Origin of the sequence: Adhaeribacter aquaticus DSM 16391 (assembly GCF_000473365.1) — a bacterium.
GTDB classification, from domain to species: domain Bacteria; phylum Bacteroidota; class Bacteroidia; order Cytophagales; family Hymenobacteraceae; genus Adhaeribacter; species Adhaeribacter aquaticus.
The window spans coordinates 2,007,571-2,025,999 of the sequence record NZ_KI421517.1 but is presented as its reverse complement, the minus strand read 5'-3'; the positions used below and the strand labels follow the sequence as shown (position 1 = coordinate 2,025,999).

General features: G+C 42.1%; 13 protein-coding genes. 6 read left to right on the top strand and 7 right to left on the bottom strand.

Annotation, left to right across the window (positions count from 1 at the left end):
- The first annotated feature begins 62 nt into the window (after nt 1-62).
- Nucleotides 63-896 (top strand): serine O-acetyltransferase EpsC, encoded by an 834-nt coding sequence (gene epsC / locus ADHAQ_RS0111030; RefSeq protein ID WP_026462978.1) that lies wholly within the window; start codon nt 63-65, stop codon nt 894-896.
- Between the two features lie 101 nt (nt 897-997).
- Nucleotides 998-1,912, top strand: coding sequence for a cysteine synthase A (gene cysK, locus ADHAQ_RS0111025; protein ID WP_026462977.1), 915 nt, complete (start codon nt 998-1,000; stop codon nt 1,910-1,912).
- 72 nt (nt 1,913-1,984) lie between these two features.
- On the opposite strand, the gene ADHAQ_RS25350 is transcribed toward cysK, so the two are convergent.
- Complete coding sequence (locus ADHAQ_RS25350; protein WP_051359854.1) at nt 1,985-2,617, bottom strand: hypothetical protein; 633 nt, start codon at nt 2,615-2,617, stop codon at nt 1,985-1,987.
- A 435-nt stretch (nt 2,618-3,052) separates the two neighbouring features.
- Here ADHAQ_RS25350 and ADHAQ_RS0111015 point away from each other — a divergent pair, with 435 nt between their 5' ends.
- The 4 genes from ADHAQ_RS0111015 to ADHAQ_RS0111000 all read left to right on the top strand — a co-directional run bounded on the left by ADHAQ_RS0111015 (nt 3,053) and on the right by ADHAQ_RS0111000 (nt 9,518).
- The gene (locus ADHAQ_RS0111015; protein WP_026462976.1) at nt 3,053-3,628 is read left to right on the top strand and encodes a TetR/AcrR family transcriptional regulator; all 576 of its coding nucleotides are present in this window, start codon (nt 3,053-3,055) and stop codon (nt 3,626-3,628) included.
- A gap of 75 nt (nt 3,629-3,703) precedes the next feature.
- Nucleotides 3,704-5,050 (top strand): TolC family protein, encoded by a 1,347-nt coding sequence (locus tag ADHAQ_RS0111010; protein ID WP_026462975.1) that lies wholly within the window; start codon nt 3,704-3,706, stop codon nt 5,048-5,050.
- Nucleotides 5,051-5,073: 23 nt separating this feature from the next.
- Nucleotides 5,074-6,210 carry an efflux RND transporter periplasmic adaptor subunit gene (locus tag ADHAQ_RS0111005; RefSeq protein ID WP_026462974.1) on the top strand — a complete coding sequence of 379 codons (1,137 nt, stop codon included), beginning with the start codon at nt 5,074-5,076 and terminating at the stop codon, nt 6,208-6,210.
- 116 nt (nt 6,211-6,326) lie between these two features.
- Nucleotides 6,327-9,518 (top strand): efflux RND transporter permease subunit, encoded by a 3,192-nt coding sequence (locus ADHAQ_RS0111000; RefSeq protein ID WP_034256751.1) that lies wholly within the window; start codon nt 6,327-6,329, stop codon nt 9,516-9,518.
- A gap of 206 nt (nt 9,519-9,724) precedes the next feature.
- On the opposite strand, the gene ADHAQ_RS25345 is transcribed toward ADHAQ_RS0111000, so the two are convergent.
- The 6 genes from ADHAQ_RS25345 to ADHAQ_RS25335 form a co-directional block, all read right to left on the bottom strand.
- Complete coding sequence (locus ADHAQ_RS25345) at nt 9,725-10,459, bottom strand: GDSL-type esterase/lipase family protein (protein ID WP_051359853.1); 735 nt, start codon at nt 10,457-10,459, stop codon at nt 9,725-9,727.
- Between the two features lie 137 nt (nt 10,460-10,596).
- Entirely contained in the window at nt 10,597-11,226 is a 630-nt protein-coding gene (locus ADHAQ_RS25340; protein WP_211240584.1) for a hypothetical protein, read from the bottom strand.
- Between the two features lie 148 nt (nt 11,227-11,374).
- Entirely contained in the window at nt 11,375-13,132 is a 1,758-nt protein-coding gene (locus tag ADHAQ_RS0110985) for an SMP-30/gluconolactonase/LRE family protein (RefSeq protein WP_026462972.1), read from the bottom strand.
- Nucleotides 13,133-13,204: 72 nt separating this feature from the next.
- Nucleotides 13,205-14,716 carry a c-type cytochrome domain-containing protein gene (locus tag ADHAQ_RS0110980; protein WP_026462971.1) on the bottom strand — a complete coding sequence of 504 codons (1,512 nt, stop codon included), beginning with the start codon at nt 14,714-14,716 and terminating at the stop codon, nt 13,205-13,207.
- A complete protein-coding gene (locus ADHAQ_RS0110975) occupies nt 14,709-16,091 on the bottom strand; it encodes a DUF1552 domain-containing protein (RefSeq protein ID WP_026462970.1) in 1,383 nt (460 codons plus the stop codon). Before ADHAQ_RS0110975 ends, ADHAQ_RS0110980 begins: the two co-directional genes overlap by 8 nt.
- Nucleotides 16,092-16,228: 137 nt before the next feature.
- Nucleotides 16,229-18,223 (bottom strand): DUF1592 domain-containing protein, encoded by a 1,995-nt coding sequence (locus ADHAQ_RS25335; RefSeq protein ID WP_051359852.1) that lies wholly within the window; start codon nt 18,221-18,223, stop codon nt 16,229-16,231.
- Nucleotides 18,224-18,429: the final 206 nt, after the last annotated feature.

Below are 18,429 nucleotides of genomic sequence, written 5' to 3'. Positions count from 1 at the left end.
ATGTACGACTTAAATAATCGCAGATGCGTAATTATTATTCTGTAATTATTTAGATTCGCCGCATGAAAGAGCAATTTGCGAAGCAATTATTTGCAGCCCACGCCCAGGCGGGTACTGCTGTTCCAAAATCTGCTATCTGTAAATTCACAGAAGATATCCTGCATTTATTTTTTCCTCAGTTAGCCGAACAAAAGTTTACTTCTGAGCGGGATGTATTGCTGCATATAGATTTATTAACGAACAATTTAATTAAAATACTTTCTGGTATGCCCTTACCGGAAAAAGCTGTACCAGAGTTGTTGTCGTCTACCTTTACGGCACAGCTGCCATTCATATATCAACTATTATTAAAAGATGCTGAAGCCATTGCCAATGAAGATCCGGCAGCTTTAAACATTGATGAGGTTATAAGAACCTATCCGGGCTTTTGGGCAATAGCTGTACACCGGGTTGCCCACGCGCTACACCTGTTGCATATACCATTATTACCCCGGATTTTGTCTGAGATGGCTCATAATAAAACTGGAATTGATATCCATCCGGGGGCTCAGATTGGTTCTTATTTTTGCATTGATCATGGTACAGGTATTGTAATTGGTGAAACTTCAATAATAGGCGATCATGTAAAAATTTACCAGGGGGTAACTTTGGGAGCTATGAGCGTAGCTAAAGAAATGGCTAAAATAAAACGGCATCCTACTATTGAAGACCATGTGGTTATTTATGCCGGAGCTACTATCTTGGGAGGAAATACGGTAGTAGGCAGCAATAGTGTAATAGGAGGAAATGTTTGGCTTACAGAAAGTGTGCCGCCGTATTCGCGGTTATATCACAAGGCGCAAATAAAAGTAAGCCGCAGCGAAGACCCCGAAGACAGCATTATTTTTTCAATATAATTAGTATTCGTAGTAGTTAGCCAGTTTTAATATTATATCAGCTAAGTCTCATCTGATGAAGTTAAAGAGGCCACGAATTACTAATAGGTAAAAGATTAAACATGAAGTACAATAATATTTTAGAATCTATTGGTAAAACGCCCATAGTCCGGATTAATAAACTTTTCCCGCAGGATATTGAGGTTTGGGTTAAAATGGAAAAGGCCAATCCCGGAGGAAGCATCAAGGATCGGATTGCTTTGTCTATGATAGAGGATGCCGAACAGAAAGGGCTGTTACAAAAAGACAGTATCATTGTGGAGCCTACTTCGGGCAATACCGGAGTTGGTTTAGCCATGGTAGCGGCGGTAAAAGGTTACCAGTTGGTTTTAGTTATGCCGGAATCTATGAGTTTAGAGCGCCGGCGTTTAATGGCTGTTTACGGTGCCAAAATTGAACTCACACCCCGGGAAAGGGGGATGCGGGGGGCTATAGAACGGGCTCAGCACATTTTAGAAGAAAATCCCAATGCCTGGATGCCCATGCAATTTGAAAATGAGGCAAATACCCAAATACATATTAATACTACGGCCCAGGAAATTTTAGAAGATTTTCCGGAGGGCTTTGATTACCACATTACCGGTGTTGGAACAGGCGGACATATAACAGGTGTAACGAAGGTTTTAATAGAGCACTTCCCGAATTTGAAAACCTTTGCCGTAGAGCCAACTTTATCACCGGTAATCAGTGGCGGGGCACCGGGTCCTCATCCCATTCAGGGAATAGGAGCCGGATTTATTCCAGCCATTTTGGATACTAATTTATTAACGGGTACCATTCAGGTAAGTCCGCAGGAAGCATTTGAATTTTCCCGCCGGGTAGCCAGGGAAGAAGGTATTTTCATGGGCATTTCGTCTGGGGCTTCTTTAGCGGCGGTAGCGAAAAAAGTCCCTGAAATTCCAGCCGGATCCCGCGTACTTACCTTCTGCTACGATACCGGCGAACGTTACCTGTCTGTTGAAGGCCTCTTTGTTTAGGAAATTATTGAAAGTTATATAAAAGAGCCGGTGATCATACCGGCTCTTTTGTTTTAAAAATATTCCCAATTTTTATCGGGTGTTGGTAGGAACCGACTGTTTTGAAACCATATCCGGGGGAATAGCAGCCGGTACTACATTCTTAACGGGTTTAGTAGATTTCAGGAACGTAAAAATAGCTCTTAAATCATCATCAGTAAAGGTGGCAAACTGCTCCCAGGGCATAGGAGGCAAAATAGGTCGGTTATTTTCCAATCCTTTATATTTTCCTTTTCGGATGGCAGTAAAAAACTGTTCTTCTGTCCAGGTTCCAATGCCAGTTGGGTCAGAAGTAATGTTTGCGGCATACGACACTCCCCAAGGTCCAACAAAGGCCGTTAAGTTTTGATTAAATAGAAGCCAATCCTTGGTTGCTTCTTTTGGGATAGCTGGAAGGGGCAAGTTCGCAGGATGGCCGGATAATAACCTGGTAGCATCTAATTCAGGGCCTCTTGGACCCATTACTTTAGGTGAATGACAGTCATTACAGCCAACGGCGGTTACTAAATATTTGCCTCTGTCTAATAATTGTTGTTGGCTTAAGGCTTTAGGGGAGTTGGGTTGTTCTGGTTCAGTTGCTTTGGTATTTGGGTTTAATTTAAAAGATAAGAAAGAACAAAGTACTAAAACCGAACAGAGAGTAAAATGGAAGGCGGGATTTTTCATAACTCTAGCGTTTAAAGAGGTGAAACCTTTGAGTTTGTAAGAGATAAATAAAAAGAAAGCAGGTAGTAAAGTTTTTACTAGTTTGCTTCTATTGGCAAGTCTGGTTTACCTGCTGGGTAGACCAAAGCTTAACGGAGAGAAAAGCTGTTAACAGGAAATATATTTTTAATCGAATATACTAAAAATATTTGTAAAAAGTAAGGTTAATAGTAATTTTTTTAAACCTAATTAAAAATGGAAAATTTAGCTGAAGGCCTTATAGCTGTATTAATTCTTTCGTTTCCGTACTAATTATTTTGTTTTGATCATTTTATTATCAGTTATTTAATAGCATTACCTATTCTTTAAAATTTTTAAGGTAAAAAGATGGCTTATTAATAAAAAGTGTATTTACTTTGCAAACCGAATGAACGTTCAATTGGTTTGAGAGGGAGAATGGATAATTTAACAGAGAAGAAAAAAGCAATTTTTGAAAGCACGCTGGAGCTTGTAAAGGTCAATGGCTTCCATGGTACACCCATGAGCCAGATAGCTAAAAATGCGGGTGTTGCAGCAGGTACTATATACCATTATTTTGAGAGCAAGGATGCCCTTATTATGGAATTATATGGTTATATCCTAAATCAAAGAATGGCCGCCCTGCTTACAGCCGATAATGAACAAATGGAGTTTAAAGAGCGGTTTCTGAACTTCTGGATAAGCTATTGTAACTTTTATATTCAGCATCCTAAAGCCCTTTTTTTTATTGAACAGTTTGTTAATTCTCCCTATGGTACCCGCGACCCGGTGAATGAAACAGAGCGCTTCCAAAATGAATTTAAAGACTTTGTAATTTCCGGGATTGAAACAGGTATTCTAAAACCAATTGATGGTTATTTATTGGGCCCGCTCATTCATGGCAGTATTGTAACAACCGCTAAAATTCATTTGTGCCGAAAAATTGAACTTACCACCAATGAACTAAGGCAGGTAGCTGAGGTAATTTGGGATGGTATTAAAATCAGTTCTTAATTTATGAGGGCTGCCAAAAGCAGGTTAAGCTATTTAACGAAGGATAAAATTTATTTTAAATTCTGTGGCAATTATATGAAACGCATACCATTTTTAATATTTCTACTGTTAGGAGCTTGCTTGGGCCCGCTTATGTCCCGGGGGCAAAGTAAACCTGAAAGTACGGCAGATGGGCTTACGCTGGAACAATGCATAACCTTTGCACTGAAAAACAAACCGGCAGTTCGGCAGGCGCAGTTAGATGAGGAAATAGGCGAACGGGAAATACGGGCTAATTTGGCCGGTTGGTTACCACAAATATCGGCTCAGTATAACCTGCAGCATTACTTAAGAATGCCAATTACACTTTTCCCAAATGATGCAGGCGTACCTACGCCCAGAACCATTGGTGTAGCCAATACTTCTAACCTGTTGTTACAGGCCAACCAAACTATTTATAACAACGATGTTTTATTAGCTTCGCGAGCAGCCAGGTTTGTCCGGGTCCGGAACGACCAGAATACGTTGAATGTGAAAATAAACACAGTTGTTACGGTTAGTAAGGCTTTTTACGATATTCTGTTAACGCAGGAGCAGCTTCGTATTCTGGATGAAGCTATAATCCGGCAGGAAAAACAATTAAAAGATGCTTATGCCCAATACCAACAAGGATTGGTAGATAAAACAGATTACCAAAGGGCCAGTATTTCTTTAGGCAACACCCGCAGCGACCGTAAGCGCGCTCAGGAAGCAATCCATTTCAAGCACACCTATTTAAAAGAGTTAATAGGTTTGCAACCAGAAAATCCGCTGCAACTGGTTTTTGACCGGGTACAAATGGAGCAAAATACCTTAATTGATACTACCCAAGGTGTAAGTTTTGGCAACCGGGTGGAGTTGCAGCAACTACAAACACAAAAGCAGATTCAGGGTTTAAACATAAATTATTTCCGGTGGGGATTTTTGCCTACAGTTTCGGCATTTGCCAATTATAATGTGGTGTACCAGAATAATGAATTTGCCCGGTTATTTACCCAGACCTATCCTAACTCACTGGCAGGTTTAAGTGTGGCATTACCTATATTCCAGGGCACCCGTCGTATTCAAAACCTGCGCCGGGCCCAGTTACTCGATCAACGCCTGGATCTGGATTTATCTAATACCAAAAGCCGGATTAGCACCGAGTACGATCAGGCGTTGGCAAACTATAAAAGTGACCTGAACGAGTGGAATACAACTAAAAATAATGTTGTCCTGGCCGAGGATGTTTACCGCATTATTAAACTCCAGTACGACGAAGGTATCAAAACTTACCTGGAGCTAATTACAGCCGAAACGGATTTAAGAACTACCCAATTAAACTATTTTAATGCCCTTTACCAGGTTTTGGCAAGCAAGCTGGATTTACAAAGAGCACAAGGAATTGTTAATGTGAACTACTAATGCAACCTCAATTATATAGTCGAATGAAAAGAAATATTTCTGCAATGCTACTCCTGCTTTCGGGCTCTTTTATAATGGGTGCTTGCAATAAATCACAAAACCCGCAGGGGCAAAACCCCCTTAATGCTCCGGTTCCGGTTAATGCTTATGCTGTTTCGGAAGAGCATGTAGTCGGAACAGATACGTATCCGGGTACGGTAGTGCCTTTGAATGCCGTAGAGTTGCGCCCGCAAGTAGGTGGTTACATAACCAATATTTATGTAAAGGATGGTCAAATGGTAACTAAAGGGCAGCGCCTGTATGAAATAGATCGTACCCAATACCAGGCTACATATAACCAGGCGTTAGCTAATTTAAGAAGTGCCAAAGCTAACTTGGAGCGGGCCCGGCAGGATGCGGAGCGGTATGAAAATTTAGCTAAGCAGGATGCGATTGCCCGCCAGCGCGTTGATTATGCCCGGGCAGAATTGGGTACGGCTCAGGCACAGGTTTCTGCCGCTCAGGCCGGCGTTTCCGGAGCCTCAACCAACTTACGCTATTCTGTTATAACAGCTCCTATGAGCGGTCGTATTGGTATTGCTCAGGTTAAAGTAGGGTCGCAGGTTACTCCAGGGCAAACGCTTATCAATAGTATTTCTGCTGATAATCCGATTGCTGTGGATATTGTTATTAATGACACAGAAGTGCCGCGCTTCACCCGGTTACAAAACCGCTCTGGTAGCGATTCTACTTTTACTTTACAATTTTCAGACGGCAGCATTTACCCGCATACCGGTAAACTTTCAGCTATTGATCGGGCTATCAATCCGCAAACCGGAACCATTACCGTACGGGTAAGTTTCCCGAACCCCAACCGGGCTTTGATACCTGGTATGACTACCGTATTACAGGTGCGTAACGAGGATATTGGTCAGCAATTAGTTATTCCATACAAAGCCGTTACTGAGCAAATGGGTGAGTTTTATACTTATGTTATTCAAGGCGATTCCGTTATTCAGAACCGGGTACGTCTGGGATCTAAAATAGCCGATAAAATTATAGTTCGGGAAGGATTGAAGGCAGGGGATAAGATTGTGGTGGAAGGTACTCAAAAGCTTAGACCAGGCGCTAAAGTAACCTTGGGTACACCGGCACCGCCAGCTGCAGCTTCCAGCAAATAATTTAATTAAAAATATTAATAAGGCAAAGAGTCTAAGTCCGCTTATCTCTTTGCCGGAATTAGATTGTAAATAAAAACCAGGTTTAGTATAACTAAGCGTGGGGTAAAATAATAAACATGATATCAGAAGTATTTATAAGAAGGCCGGTTACTGCCATAGTAATTTCCCTGGTTATTTTACTGGTGGGAGCCTTATCCATATTGAATCTTCCGGTTAGCCAATACCCGAATATTACGCCTCCGGTAGTTTCTATTCAGGGTAATTATACCGGTGCCGATGCCCAAACGGTAGAGCAAACAGTCGCTACTCCCGTAGAAACCCAAATTAACGGTACGCCCGGCATGACTTACCTGTCATCTAACAGTACCAGCACCGGACAAATGTCCATGAACGTAAACTTTGAGGTTGGCACCAATGTAGATATTGCCACCCTAGATGTACAGAACCGGGTAAGTATTGCGGAACCAAGATTACCGGAAGAGGTAAGACGTCTTGGATTAACAGTCCGGAAAAGAAACCCCACTATCATGATGGTGGTAACTTTCTTTTCGCCGAAAGGAACCCACGATATTAAGTTTTTGGATAACTATACCAACATTTATATTCGTGATGCTGTTTTGCGGGTACCCGGTGTAGGCGATATAAATACCGTGGGTGAGGAATTTAGTATGCGAATCTGGTTAAAACCGGATAAGCTTTCTCAAATGGGAATTACACCGGCTGAGGTGACCGCGGCATTAAGGGAGCAAAACGTACAGGTTGCAGCTGGTTCAGTTGGGGGAGCGCCACAATATTCCTCTCAGGCTTTTGAATACCCGCTTACCGTAAATGGTAAACTTACCGGACAGGAAGAATTTGAAAATATTATAGTGCGTACCCGACCAGAAGATGGGGCACTTGTTTATTTAAAAGATGTGGCGCGTTTAGAGTTAGGCAGCTTTGGATATACGCGGCAAGCTTTTGTGAACGGAATGCCTGCTACTTTCCTGTTGGTTTATCAATCGCCGGGAAGTAATGCCCTGGCTACCGCCGATGGCGTTTATGAAGCCCTGGAGCGTTTAAAGAAAACTTTCCCGGCCGATATGGATTACAAAGTTTCCTTTGAATCGGTATCCGTAGTTCAGGTTTCCATTGAAGAAGTAATGCATACGCTGGTAGAAGCCTTATTATTGGTAATTCTGGTAGTATATTTATTCCTGCAAAACTGGCGGGCTACCTTAATTCCAATTCTGGCCATTCCGGTTTCTATTGTAGGTACTTTTATATTCTTTATTCCATTAGGCTTTACCATTAATACCCTTACATTATTTGGGTTTGTATTAGCTATTGGTATTGTGGTAGATGATGCCATTGTGGTGGTAGAAGCCGTGCAGCATTACATTGACCATGAGCGGCTTTCGGCTAAAGATGCCACCCGTAAAGCTATGAAGGATATTACAGGTCCTGTTATTGCTATTGCTTTAATTCTCGGAGCAGTTTTTATTCCGGTAGGTTTTGTGCCCGGAATTGTGGGGCGGTTATACCAGCAGTTTGCTATTACTATTGCTATTTCCGTAATGATTTCGGCTTTCGTGGCTTTAACTTTAACTCCGGCTCTTTGTTCTTTAATGCTGCGACCAATGCAGTTAGACCAGAACTCTAGAGGTATAAATAAATTCTTTTATAAGTTCAATGGCTGGTTTGCCCGGGTTACCAATTCCTATTCTGGTGGTGTGCGCCGTAGCATTAAGGCAGCGCCGTTGGTACTTATATTATTGGTTTGTATTTATGCCGGAACCGTTGGATTATTCCGGGCCAAGCCAACCGGGTTTATTCCTACTGAAGACGAAGGCCGTTTATTTGTAACTTTTGAATTGCCCCAAGCGGCTTCCAGTACCCGTACGCAGGAAATCCTTAAACAAATTTCAGAGATATTACGCACTACTCCTGGAGTAAATAACTACTCGGGTATTGCCGGACTTAATGTCCTAAACTTTTCAATCAAGTCCAACAGCGGAACTTTGTTTGTGCAGTTAAAGCCTTGGGATGAGCGTAAAGATGAATCCACCCAGTTGTTTGGTATAATTGCTACCTTACAACAGAAGTTTGCTACTATTAAAGATGCGAACATTGTGGTAGTACCGCCCCCTGCTATTCCGGGTTTAGGTCAAACTGGTGGTTTTAGCTTTATGTTGCAACAGCGCGAAAGTACGGATGATATTAAAGCTTTTGAAGGAGTAGTTAATACCTTTTTGGCTGAGGTCCGGAAAAGGCCCGAAATTACCGGTGCGTTCTCTTTCTTTACTGCTCGTACGCCAGGTTTTCAGTTGCAGGTAGACCGCGAAAAAGTTAAAAAATTAGGGATTAACCTAAACGACGTTTTCTCTACCATGTCTACGTATATGGGTAGCCAATATGTAAATGACTTTACCATGTACGGGCGTAACTTCCGGGTAGTAGCCCAAGCCGATACCTCTTACCGGGATGATATTGAAGACCTAAAGCAATATTATGTAAGAAACAGGGAAGGAGCTTCCGTACCATTAAGTGCTTTGGTTACTTATAAAGTAACGGAAAGCGCGCCGGTGGTATCGCATTACAATTTATTTAGGTCTACGGAAATAAATGGCAATGCCGCACCCGGGTATAGTAGCGGACAGGCTATTCAGGCTTTGGAGGAAGTAGCTGCTGAAGTATTGCCAGCCGGCTACGGTTATGAATTTTCAGGCCTAAGCCGGGAAGAAATAGCTTCGGGAAACAGCACCGTTTATATTTTTGCTTTATCTATTGTGCTGGTATTTTTACTGTTGGCAGCTCTTTACGAAAGTTGGTCTGTACCTTTCTCGGTTTTACTGGCGGTTCCATTAGGAGCTTTCGGAGCAATTGTTGCCTTAATATTTTTGCCTAAGTTATCCAACAACGTGTACGCCCAGATTGGTTTGATAACCCTTATTGGTTTGGCTGCTAAAAACGCTATCCTGATTGTAGAATTTGCCAAAGAACGGGTAGACCATGGCGTAGAATTATTAGAGGCCACTCTTGATGCAGTTAAGTTGCGTTTGCGGCCAATTATTATGACCTCGCTAGCCTTTATTTTAGGGGTATTGCCTTTAGCATTCTCTTCCGGAGCAGGTGCCGTTGCCCGCCAAACCATTGGCTGGACCGTGGTAGGAGGAATGTTGTCGGCTACTTTCCTGGCCTTGTTTGCGGTGCCGGTATTATTTATTGTAATTACCCGCTTTGCTTATGGCAAGAAAAAGTTGGAAGAGTTACGCAATGTTTACCCAGCTGTAGACTACGACCATGATGGCGAAGGTTTTGCCCATTAAAAATCTTAATTAAAAATAAAAAAAGATCCCTTCTTCTTAATGAGGTAGGGATCTTTTTTATTAACTCAGCCTGAAAATCTGGTGATTGGAATTTTCTCAAATAGGTATTGCTACAACAAATTAAGCTACTAGTGCCTGAAGAATTAATTTTAAAAGGTTATTTCACCTGGAAACCCTCAAAATAGATTTCCTGCAGTTTATGCATCTTATAAATAGGGCCGAATGATTTCTCCCCATTTCAAATATCCGGCTCCGTTTAAGTGGATATGATCGCCTGAGTCAAATTCTTTTTTTAACCCATTTTTATTACTGAAACTAGGATACAGGTTAACAAAGGTGAGAGAATATTTTTTTGACAGATTTTTATATACCTGATTCAATTGTGTTATCTGTTCCTGATAATTTCTTTCCGGGCCGGTTGGTAAAATGCTTTGCAGATACATAGTTGTTGAGGGAGAACTTTTTCTAATCGTACTAAAGATACTTTCTAGATTAGCGATAGTTTTCTGCTGCGGTACCCCCGTAATAATATCATTAATTCCTATTTGAATAAACAATTTTGTAGGTTTAGATTCAATAATAGTGTTTAGCCGGGTTAGTACATCCGAAGTTCTGTCATTACCAATGCCTCTATTCTTGATGGCAGCATTGCCTAAAATTTCAGCTAATTCAAACCATTCTGTGTGGCTATCTCCTAAGAAGATTATTTGATGAGGAGTTACCGGAAGAGCATTAAAGATATTGGTCCGATATTGGTGCCGGGTTACCTGTAGGCTGGCGCTTTTAATGGTTAAATACCGGTTGTGCCAAATTTTATAAACACCAAAACCTATTAAAAGAAAGTTTAAAGTTAAAGAAGCTACAAGAATATATTCTTTACTTATCCTTTTTGAGTGTGAGCCTCCTTTTACATAATCTATAGCTGTAGTTAGTGACAACATCCTCTTGAAGTTTATAAGTCCTATTTACGCACGTGTATTGTCTTTAATATAGAATTATTGTCTTTTCTTACTTGGGAGATCTTGAATTGTAAAAGATACTTCTCAAGGTTTAAAATAAGGTGGGAGTTTACCCAATGTTATTGGGTTCGAGGTAAATTAGGAACCTGGCTGGGATCATATTTTGCCCCGGCAGCTACCTGAACCATGGTAATCCGGACTTTAGTAGGAAAAAATAACTCATGATCAGCTCGTTTATGCGCATGGCCCTGGCCGCCACTGTTATCTTTTATAACCAAATCCATTTGTTTGATGCCCTCCGTCCAGATAATAGACTCGTTTTCCCAAAAGGATGTCATAGGTATGTCTTTTTCATAAACTCCTTTATCAAAATAAACCGATGTGTTGGTGCAACCATACCCGTTTCCCTGCCCTTTGTTAGGTATGTAGCATAAACTCCAGGTAGTAGGGGCATTTCCGGCGGGCTTTTCCAATACTTCCAGACGCATGTGTACCGTGCCATTTCGATAGTCTACCGGTGAAGTCCAGTCTTTAGGACGATTAGGATTTATTTTGTTACCGGTTACATAGTAATGCGATTTACTTGGCGTGGAGTTATCCGCATCTTCTTTGGTATAAGTAAATTCTACATCAAAAAGCACAAATTGCTTTTGCTGGGCCGCATTTTTAACGGGTTTAGCATTTTTAGCAGCTTGGGCTAATAAAACAGTTGGGAGTAAAAAGAATAAGTAAAGTAAATATTTTTTCATATCGAGCTGGTTATATTCAATTTATATATTTTCTGGTTCTTTACCTGATTGCTTTCTCTCTTGCCCCCATAATTTATTCCAGCGTATTAGTCTGGTGGAAAATAAAAAAGGGAGGAGCCGGAATAACTGCTTTAGTCCAGGCTTTTTATTACAAACTTGGCTTAGTAGGTTTAAAAGGACTTTCGAATGTATTTGCACCTTGGATATTCAATTTTCGTCGGTAAACTTTATCCCCTGCAGTCACATATAAATTGTCGAAATTAGAACCACCAAAGCAAATATTAGAGGCATTACCACCCGGTACAGGTAATATGGCGTAAACTTTCCCAATTTGGTCAAGGATTTGAACGCCCATTTTGGTAGTTACATAAACCCGTCCTTTACGGTCCACTTTCATACCATCTGCTCCGGAAATATATTCGTCGTACTCGTTGGTATGTAACCAGCCATACTTTTGTTTATAGGCCAGCTTTCCGTCTGGTCTTATCTGATAAATGTAAACAACATGCGACTGGGAGTCCGAAACATATAACTGTTGTTGGTCAGGCGTAAGGGTAATGCCATTAGCATATTTCAAACCCTCGTCCACAACACTTTTTTCGCCGTTGGGCTTTATTAAATAAATTTTACTAGGCTTGTCTTTTCCTTCCGGAGCCGTAACATAGATGTTGCCGTTATGCGCCACCACCAGGTCATTTCCTTTGATATCATGGACCAGTACGGTTTCTTTTCCTTTGGCATCATAAGTAAGAATTTCGTTTGTAGCACGGGCTACTACATACCGGGTGCCATCCGGACCAAAAGCAGTGCCACTGGCTTTTTTAGCATTTAGCGGGAGGGAAGTTAGTTTTCCAGTTGGGTCTACTTTATACGTTTTGGAATTACCAGCATCCTGAAAAAATACTTCTCCGGCAGCATTGGCAGTAATGCCATCTGCAAAGCCATATCCCTTACCTACTAACTCCCATTCCTGGCCAGGCACTAATATTTCTTTTAAAGTTTGATTATTAGTTAATCCTTTTTTAACCGGTTGGGGCCAGTCTTTCCAGAGGTATTTCATGGCTTCCGGAAAGATAGCAGCGCCATGCCGGTTGTTGTGGGCACCTTCTCCCCAAATATGATTTACCTCGTAACCCGCAAAAATTAAAGCTCTTTCCATGGTTTCGTTCGCTTTCCACCAATCGCCGGCGTACACGTTCAGGTCGTTGGTGCCATCCTGCAAAAACACCCGCAGGGGTTTCGGTTCTACTTTCCTAATTAAGGTATGATATTGATCGGCTCCTCTTAATCCAACAAAAGTACCTACTACACTAAATACCCGGGAAAATTCCTGCGGACGTTCCCAGGCAGCCGTAAAGGAGGCAACTGCCCCGGTACTGGCGCCACCAATGGCCCGGTCGTTTCCATTCTTTGATAATTTGATGGAGCGGCCATCACTGGTTTTTTGCTTTTCTACTTCTGGTAGTATCTCTTCTAAAATAAAACGGGCATAAGCATCACCTAATCCATCAAATTCATAACTCCGGTTAAACCTGTCTAAAGCTACTTCCTCATTCAGCGCTCTAACTCTTCCTGGGGTAACAAATACCCCAATGGTTACCGGCATTTCTTTTTGATGAATTAAATTATCAAAAACCGTAGGGGCATTCCACTGTAAGCCATCCTGGTTTACGTAAACACAGGCTGGCTTTTTACCATCGTACTGTGCCGGAACATAAACCCAATATTCCCGCCAGGTTCCCGGAAAAATTTTAGAATTTTCAAAGGTTAACTTTATTACTTCACCTTTTGGAACACCTGCCTGTTCTACGGAGGCAGGATGGGGTGGGTAGCTTTCGGTATTGTTGTTCTGAGCGAATACAGAAAGCTGGCACAAGAAAAGGAGGACCGGAATCAGTTTTTTCATTTGCGGGTGGATAGTTTTAGGTTCTTTCTTCCAGTAATAGCTTATAAAGTATTGTGCAGGTGGAGCGGAGTTTTAAAAAAACTTACCCCGCTCCAGCTTCACATTTAAGTCTGGTTTGTTTTTCCGGATGGCTTCCACCACTTCTTTTGAAACAGTGGTTTCGTACAGAATTAAATCTTCCAGCGCTGGCAACTGTAAAACATGCAACAGTTGGCCATCATTTACCTGCGTTTTGGAAAGGTCCAGCAAATGCAGGTTTTTTAGGGAAGATAAATGAATCAGGCCAGAACCATCTATTTTGGTTTGCTGCAAATAAAGCTCCTGTAAAGCGGACATTTGTCCTATATGGTATAAAGCATCATCGGTTATTTCACTGCCCATTACCGAGGCCTTGGTAATGCTGGGAAACAATGGCTGGAGTTTAATTATATCTTTATCTGCAAAAATACCCGGCGGAAAAGGCATAGAAAGGTTAATGCCTTTTTCATCATAAGGATCTAATTGCAATACCACATTATTACTGGCAGGTATTTCTTTTAGAAGATCCTTCAAGCTTTGTTGCTGCAAAAACTTGGTGCGTTGTTGGGTTTTTAGGTCAGTTAAATAGTTTGTTAATACAGGTTTAATTTGCTGATCGGTAGCCATCTGGGGCACCCGCATGGTTGTATCGGCTCCATGATTAATCCACCAGGCAATTAGCTCAATTTCATCTTTGGTGAGGTTTGGTTTACCCTTGGTAGGCATATGGTCATCATCGTCTTCCGGGAGCATAACCCGGCGGAACATATCACTTTCTTTCGCAGACCCGGGAACCAAAGTAGGATGTTCGCCTTTGCCACCCTTCAGCATAGCCTCATAAGTGGTCATTATTAAATCTCCTTTGGCTTTGTTCTCGTTATGGCAGCTCATGCATTTTTGATTTAACACGGGCACTACCACATCGTGGTAAACCAGCATTTCTGATTCTGCTTTTGGTGTAAACACAGCCTGGCCTGCCCGGTTGAATTTAGGAGCATGTTCTGAGAGATACTCACTGCCATGCGTAAGTGAGCCCCCCTGGTGGCTGGTATAAATAAGAATACCATTGGCTAGTACCAAAAATGTAAGATAGCTGCTATATACAGCTTTGGAACGGTATTGCCGGAAAGTCAAGAATAAGAATAAGGTAATGGCCACCACGGAGGTTAGCAAAACACCACCCCATAAATGTCCCTGCATGATTTCACCGGTATATTCACCGGTGTAATACAACAGGAAACCCATGCCCACAGAAGCCAAAGACCCCGCTAAACTAAAGCCTAGTACCACTCCAATTGTAGCGGCGGATATATGGATTATCCTGAATTTCCTGGCCAATTCAAAAAGCAAGGCCATTAAGACCAGTACAACCGGAAAATGCACCACCAATGGGTGAAAACGCCCTAACCAATGCACCAGGTCCGGAACTTCGCCATGTGTTGGTTTTAGCCGGGGTAGTAAAAGCATAGCCCCAGCCAAGGGCAGCAGCAGAAGCCGGTAAGGAATATAAACTTTCTGAAAAGAAACAGTTGGTACTAAAAACTTCTGTATTATTCTGCTACGCATAGATTTCGCTTAATTCTCCGGTGCTATCGGCAAATTTCGATAAGCGAACATCTAACACGCGGGCCAGAGAAAGGTAAAGATTAGATAAAGGCGTTTCTGGTTTAAATTGTAAGTTTTGTCCGGTTTTCAGTTTTCCGCCTGCTTTACCGGCTACAATAACGGGTATGTTTTTCGAAGAATGGGAATTGCCATCGCGCAGGCCCGATGTAAACATGACAACAGAATTGTCCAGGAGGTTACTTTCACCATCCGGAATAGACTTTAGCTTTTCAAGGTAGTAAGCCAGCTGGGTTACATAAAACTCGTTTATTTTCCGGTATTGCTCCATTTCTCCGGCGTTGTTCTGGTGGTGCGAAATTTGGTGATGGCTGCCTTGTACTCCTGGTATAAAAGAGAAGTTCCGGTTGCTGGCTGCATTCCCAAACATAAAACTGCTTACCCGGGTGGCATCGGACTGGAAAGCAAGAGCCTGAATATCGAGCATCTGACGTACTTTTTCAGTAATATCTACGCCTACATATTGCTCCTTAAATTCATCAATCCGCAAATTCAGGTGTACCAGTTCTTTTTTTATTTCGGGCGTAACATGCCGCTCAAAAGCTTTTATTTTCTCTTCGTTGTCTATCCGCATTTCCAGTGACCGGATAGACTCCAGGTATTCTTCCAGCTTGTCCTGGTCAGAGCGGCCTAATTTCCGTTGCAGGGCTTTAGCGTCTTCCTGTACTAAATCCAGCACACTCGACTTCCAGGTTTCATCCCGCTTTTTAGTGGAAGGTACAAAGCTCCGGAACAAGCGGTTGAAGGCCATGCGCGGATCTATTTCCCGGGTACAAGGTTGGTTAGGCGATTTCCAGGAAACACTGGCGGCATAAAGCCGGGTAAAACCGGTGGCTCCGCAAATACCTGAATTTATGCGCTCCATGCCGTACTGTAGCGAATCAAATAAGGTGCTCTGGCCTTTTTGTTGCGCTACCAGTTGGTCGAAAGAAATACCGCCGCTATTTAAATCCTCGCCCGTTGTTTTTAAAATGGGCCGGCAAGTCATAATATTGGCAGTTTTGCAAAAGTGACCTTCTGCGCCGGGGAAAATCGAACCCTTATTCATGAGCTCATTCAGGATTGTGATATCCTGTCTTACTTTGGCTAAAGGCCGCAAAGTTTTGGTTAGTTCAAACTTACTGCCAAACTGAGCAGGGGTCCAGTGGTCCTGGTTTACGCCATTGGGCATGTATAAAAAAGAAAACCGGACTGGCTTTTTAGGCATGTTATACATGCTCATTCCAGGAGGGACCATTGCCTGAAGAAACGGAAGGGCAATACAGGCGCCTAGACCTTTTAACATCCGGCGGCGGGAAATATGCCAATTGCTGCTCATATCGGTTTTCTATTTTATTGTTTGACAGTTTATTTACCTATTCGTTTTGGTTCTTAGCTTTTAACTTCCTTCAAAATTTATCAGCTGTGCCGCTCTTTATCAAAACATTCTTTCAAATCTAATTTGCCTTAAGGCGCTTATTTACTGGCTAATACTTTAAACTTCGCGCCCTTATCGTTCACTTTGTACCGGAAAGGCTCTATGCTTACCAATTCCATAATGAATTTCTCTGTGTCAAAACGGTTTTGTTTTAAGTGTTTAGTCAGCCGTTGAATGTGTAATTCGTCGGTGAAGCCTACATCCCGGCCTATGGCATATACAAACATTTTCTCCGAAAGAACACGGGCAAATTCATCCTCCTTTGTAACTAATATCTTTTTCAATTCAGCCGGATTGCGGAATGTTTCGCCGCTTGGTAAAGTGTCCCAAACTATTTGTATAGGTTTAGCGCCATATTTGGTACGCCAGCGCCCAATTGGGTCAAAGTTTTCCAGGCCAAAACCAATAGGATCCATTTTTTGGTGGCAACCGGCACAAGCCGGTTTTGACCGATGGAGTACTAACAAGTCCCGGATACTGGCATTGGGGTCAGTAGCAGCTTTTTCGGGTAATTGTCCGGCATCTGGTGGGGGTGGGGGTGCTGGGGTTCCCAATAACTCTTCTAAAACCCACTTGCCCCGTAATACCGGGCTGGTACGTAGCGGCAGTGATGTAGAGGTAAGTACACTGGCCATGCCTAATACACCGCCGCGGTTGCGGTCCTGCAGGGTTACTCTGCGCATAGCAGATCCTTTAACCCCGGCTATGCCGTAATGTTTAGCTAATTCCTCGTTCAGGAAAGTATAGTCGCTGTCTATTAACTCTAAAAAATTCCGACTCTTAGTTAGTACATGGTAAAAGTATTCTACAGTTTCCTGGTACATGGCGTTGCGCAACGAGGGCGTCATTTCCGGAAACCGTCCCGGATCCACCGGATTCGTATCTTTTAACCGGCTAACACCAAACCATTGGGTAGAAAAACTTTCCGCAAAGCGTTTGGCTTTAGGGTCTTGTAACATGCGTCTAACCTGCAGTTTAAGCACCGCCGGGTCCTCTAAATCGCCCCGGTAAGCAGCATCAAAAAGTTCTTTATCGGGTAAGGTTGACCAAAGGAAATAAGAAAGCCGTGAGGCTAACTCAAAATTGCTTAGTGCATAAGGATGATCAATCGGTACAGGTTGTTCTTCTTCGTAACGGTATAAAAAGTTAGGTGAAACCAAAACAGCTTTTAAGGTTTCTTTAAGCGCTACCCCATACCGGTCTTCGGCATCATTGCCTTCATAAACCTTTAAGAAAAGCGAAAGCAACTTTTCTTTTTCGGCTGGTTCCAGAAACCGACGGTAAGCATGACTGGCAAAAGGTACAATTACTTCCGTTGCCGCATTCAAGACACCTTCATTGGGGTCTACGGTCGTAAAAAAGCTTAATACCCAGTTTTTTATTTTTAACCAGAAAGAATCGGCATAATTTTCAGGAACAATTTTTTCCCATAGGGCAGGCTTGGAATAAGCCTCATCCATAATTTCCTCGGCAGCTTCGTAATATCGTTCCATTTTAAGCGGCGTCAGGAATAAAGTACTGGCAAAATTGTCGAAACCTTTACCTCCCGAAGCATCTGACGGAAATTTTTCATTTGCATCGTAACTAACGCCAACCAAATTCAGAACAGAATACTCGTATTCGCTGTGGCTTAAACGCCGCATTACTACCCGGCCCGGGTTATTGGCATTTAAGGACGAATAAAGTATTTCATTTATGGTTTTGGTAAGCGTTTCGTGCTCTTCCAGCGAAAGACGAGGTTCTCCGCTGGGAGGCATGGCTCCACTTTGTATTTGTTTTACCGCATTCATCCACACCTTGCCATCACGTACCATAAGGGCCTTGGTATCGTTTATGCCCATAAATATATTTTTAAGACTAATACCGGCAGACCGTTTTGTGTCGTGGTGACACGGAAAGCAATGTTGTTCCAGTATAGGCTTAATTTTAAGGATTAATGGGTCCGGCTTGTATTCTTTTTTGGGTTCTTCTGCAAGTAATGGAGAAGCTAAAAAGGTGCCTAAAAGCAGAGCGAGAGTGGATTTTCTAAGCATAGGCAACAGTTGGATGGTTTTCTATAAACGCACAATTATGAGTTTACAAATTAAAATATTTACAAAATAAAAAATAATAATTGAAAAAACAATAAAAAATAGATAAAAGTTAAAAACAATTTAATAAACAGGTAAAAATTACGTATTATTTATTTTTTAGGCCGTTAAATGTTGTTTTTTAAAATATTGTTTAATTATAAAGATGA

Bases quoted from the DNA above. Each gene is read 5' to 3' on its own strand.
- epsC (WP_026462978.1), top strand. From the start codon at position 63: ATGAAAGAGCAATTTGCGAAGCAATTATTTGCAGCCCACGCCCAGGCG.
- cysK (WP_026462977.1), top strand. From the start codon at position 998: ATGAAGTACAATAATATTTTAGAATCTATTGGTAAAACGCCCATAGTC.
- ADHAQ_RS25350 (WP_051359854.1), bottom strand. From the start codon at position 2,617: ATGAAAAATCCCGCCTTCCATTTTACTCTCTGTTCGGTTTTAGTACTT.
- ADHAQ_RS0111015 (WP_026462976.1), top strand. From the start codon at position 3,053: ATGGATAATTTAACAGAGAAGAAAAAAGCAATTTTTGAAAGCACGCTG.
- ADHAQ_RS0111010 (WP_026462975.1), top strand. From the start codon at position 3,704: ATGAAACGCATACCATTTTTAATATTTCTACTGTTAGGAGCTTGCTTG.
- ADHAQ_RS0111005 (WP_026462974.1), top strand. From the start codon at position 5,074: ATGAAAAGAAATATTTCTGCAATGCTACTCCTGCTTTCGGGCTCTTTT.
- ADHAQ_RS0111000 (WP_034256751.1), top strand. From the start codon at position 6,327: ATGATATCAGAAGTATTTATAAGAAGGCCGGTTACTGCCATAGTAATT.
- ADHAQ_RS25345 (WP_051359853.1), bottom strand. From the start codon at position 10,459: ATGTTGTCACTAACTACAGCTATAGATTATGTAAAAGGAGGCTCACAC.
- ADHAQ_RS25340 (WP_211240584.1), bottom strand. From the start codon at position 11,226: ATGAAAAAATATTTACTTTACTTATTCTTTTTACTCCCAACTGTTTTA.
- ADHAQ_RS0110985 (WP_026462972.1), bottom strand. From the start codon at position 13,132: ATGAAAAAACTGATTCCGGTCCTCCTTTTCTTGTGCCAGCTTTCTGTA.
- ADHAQ_RS0110980 (WP_026462971.1), bottom strand. From the start codon at position 14,716: ATGCGTAGCAGAATAATACAGAAGTTTTTAGTACCAACTGTTTCTTTT.
- ADHAQ_RS0110975 (WP_026462970.1), bottom strand. From the start codon at position 16,091: ATGAGCAGCAATTGGCATATTTCCCGCCGCCGGATGTTAAAAGGTCTA.
- ADHAQ_RS25335 (WP_051359852.1), bottom strand. From the start codon at position 18,223: ATGCTTAGAAAATCCACTCTCGCTCTGCTTTTAGGCACCTTTTTAGCT.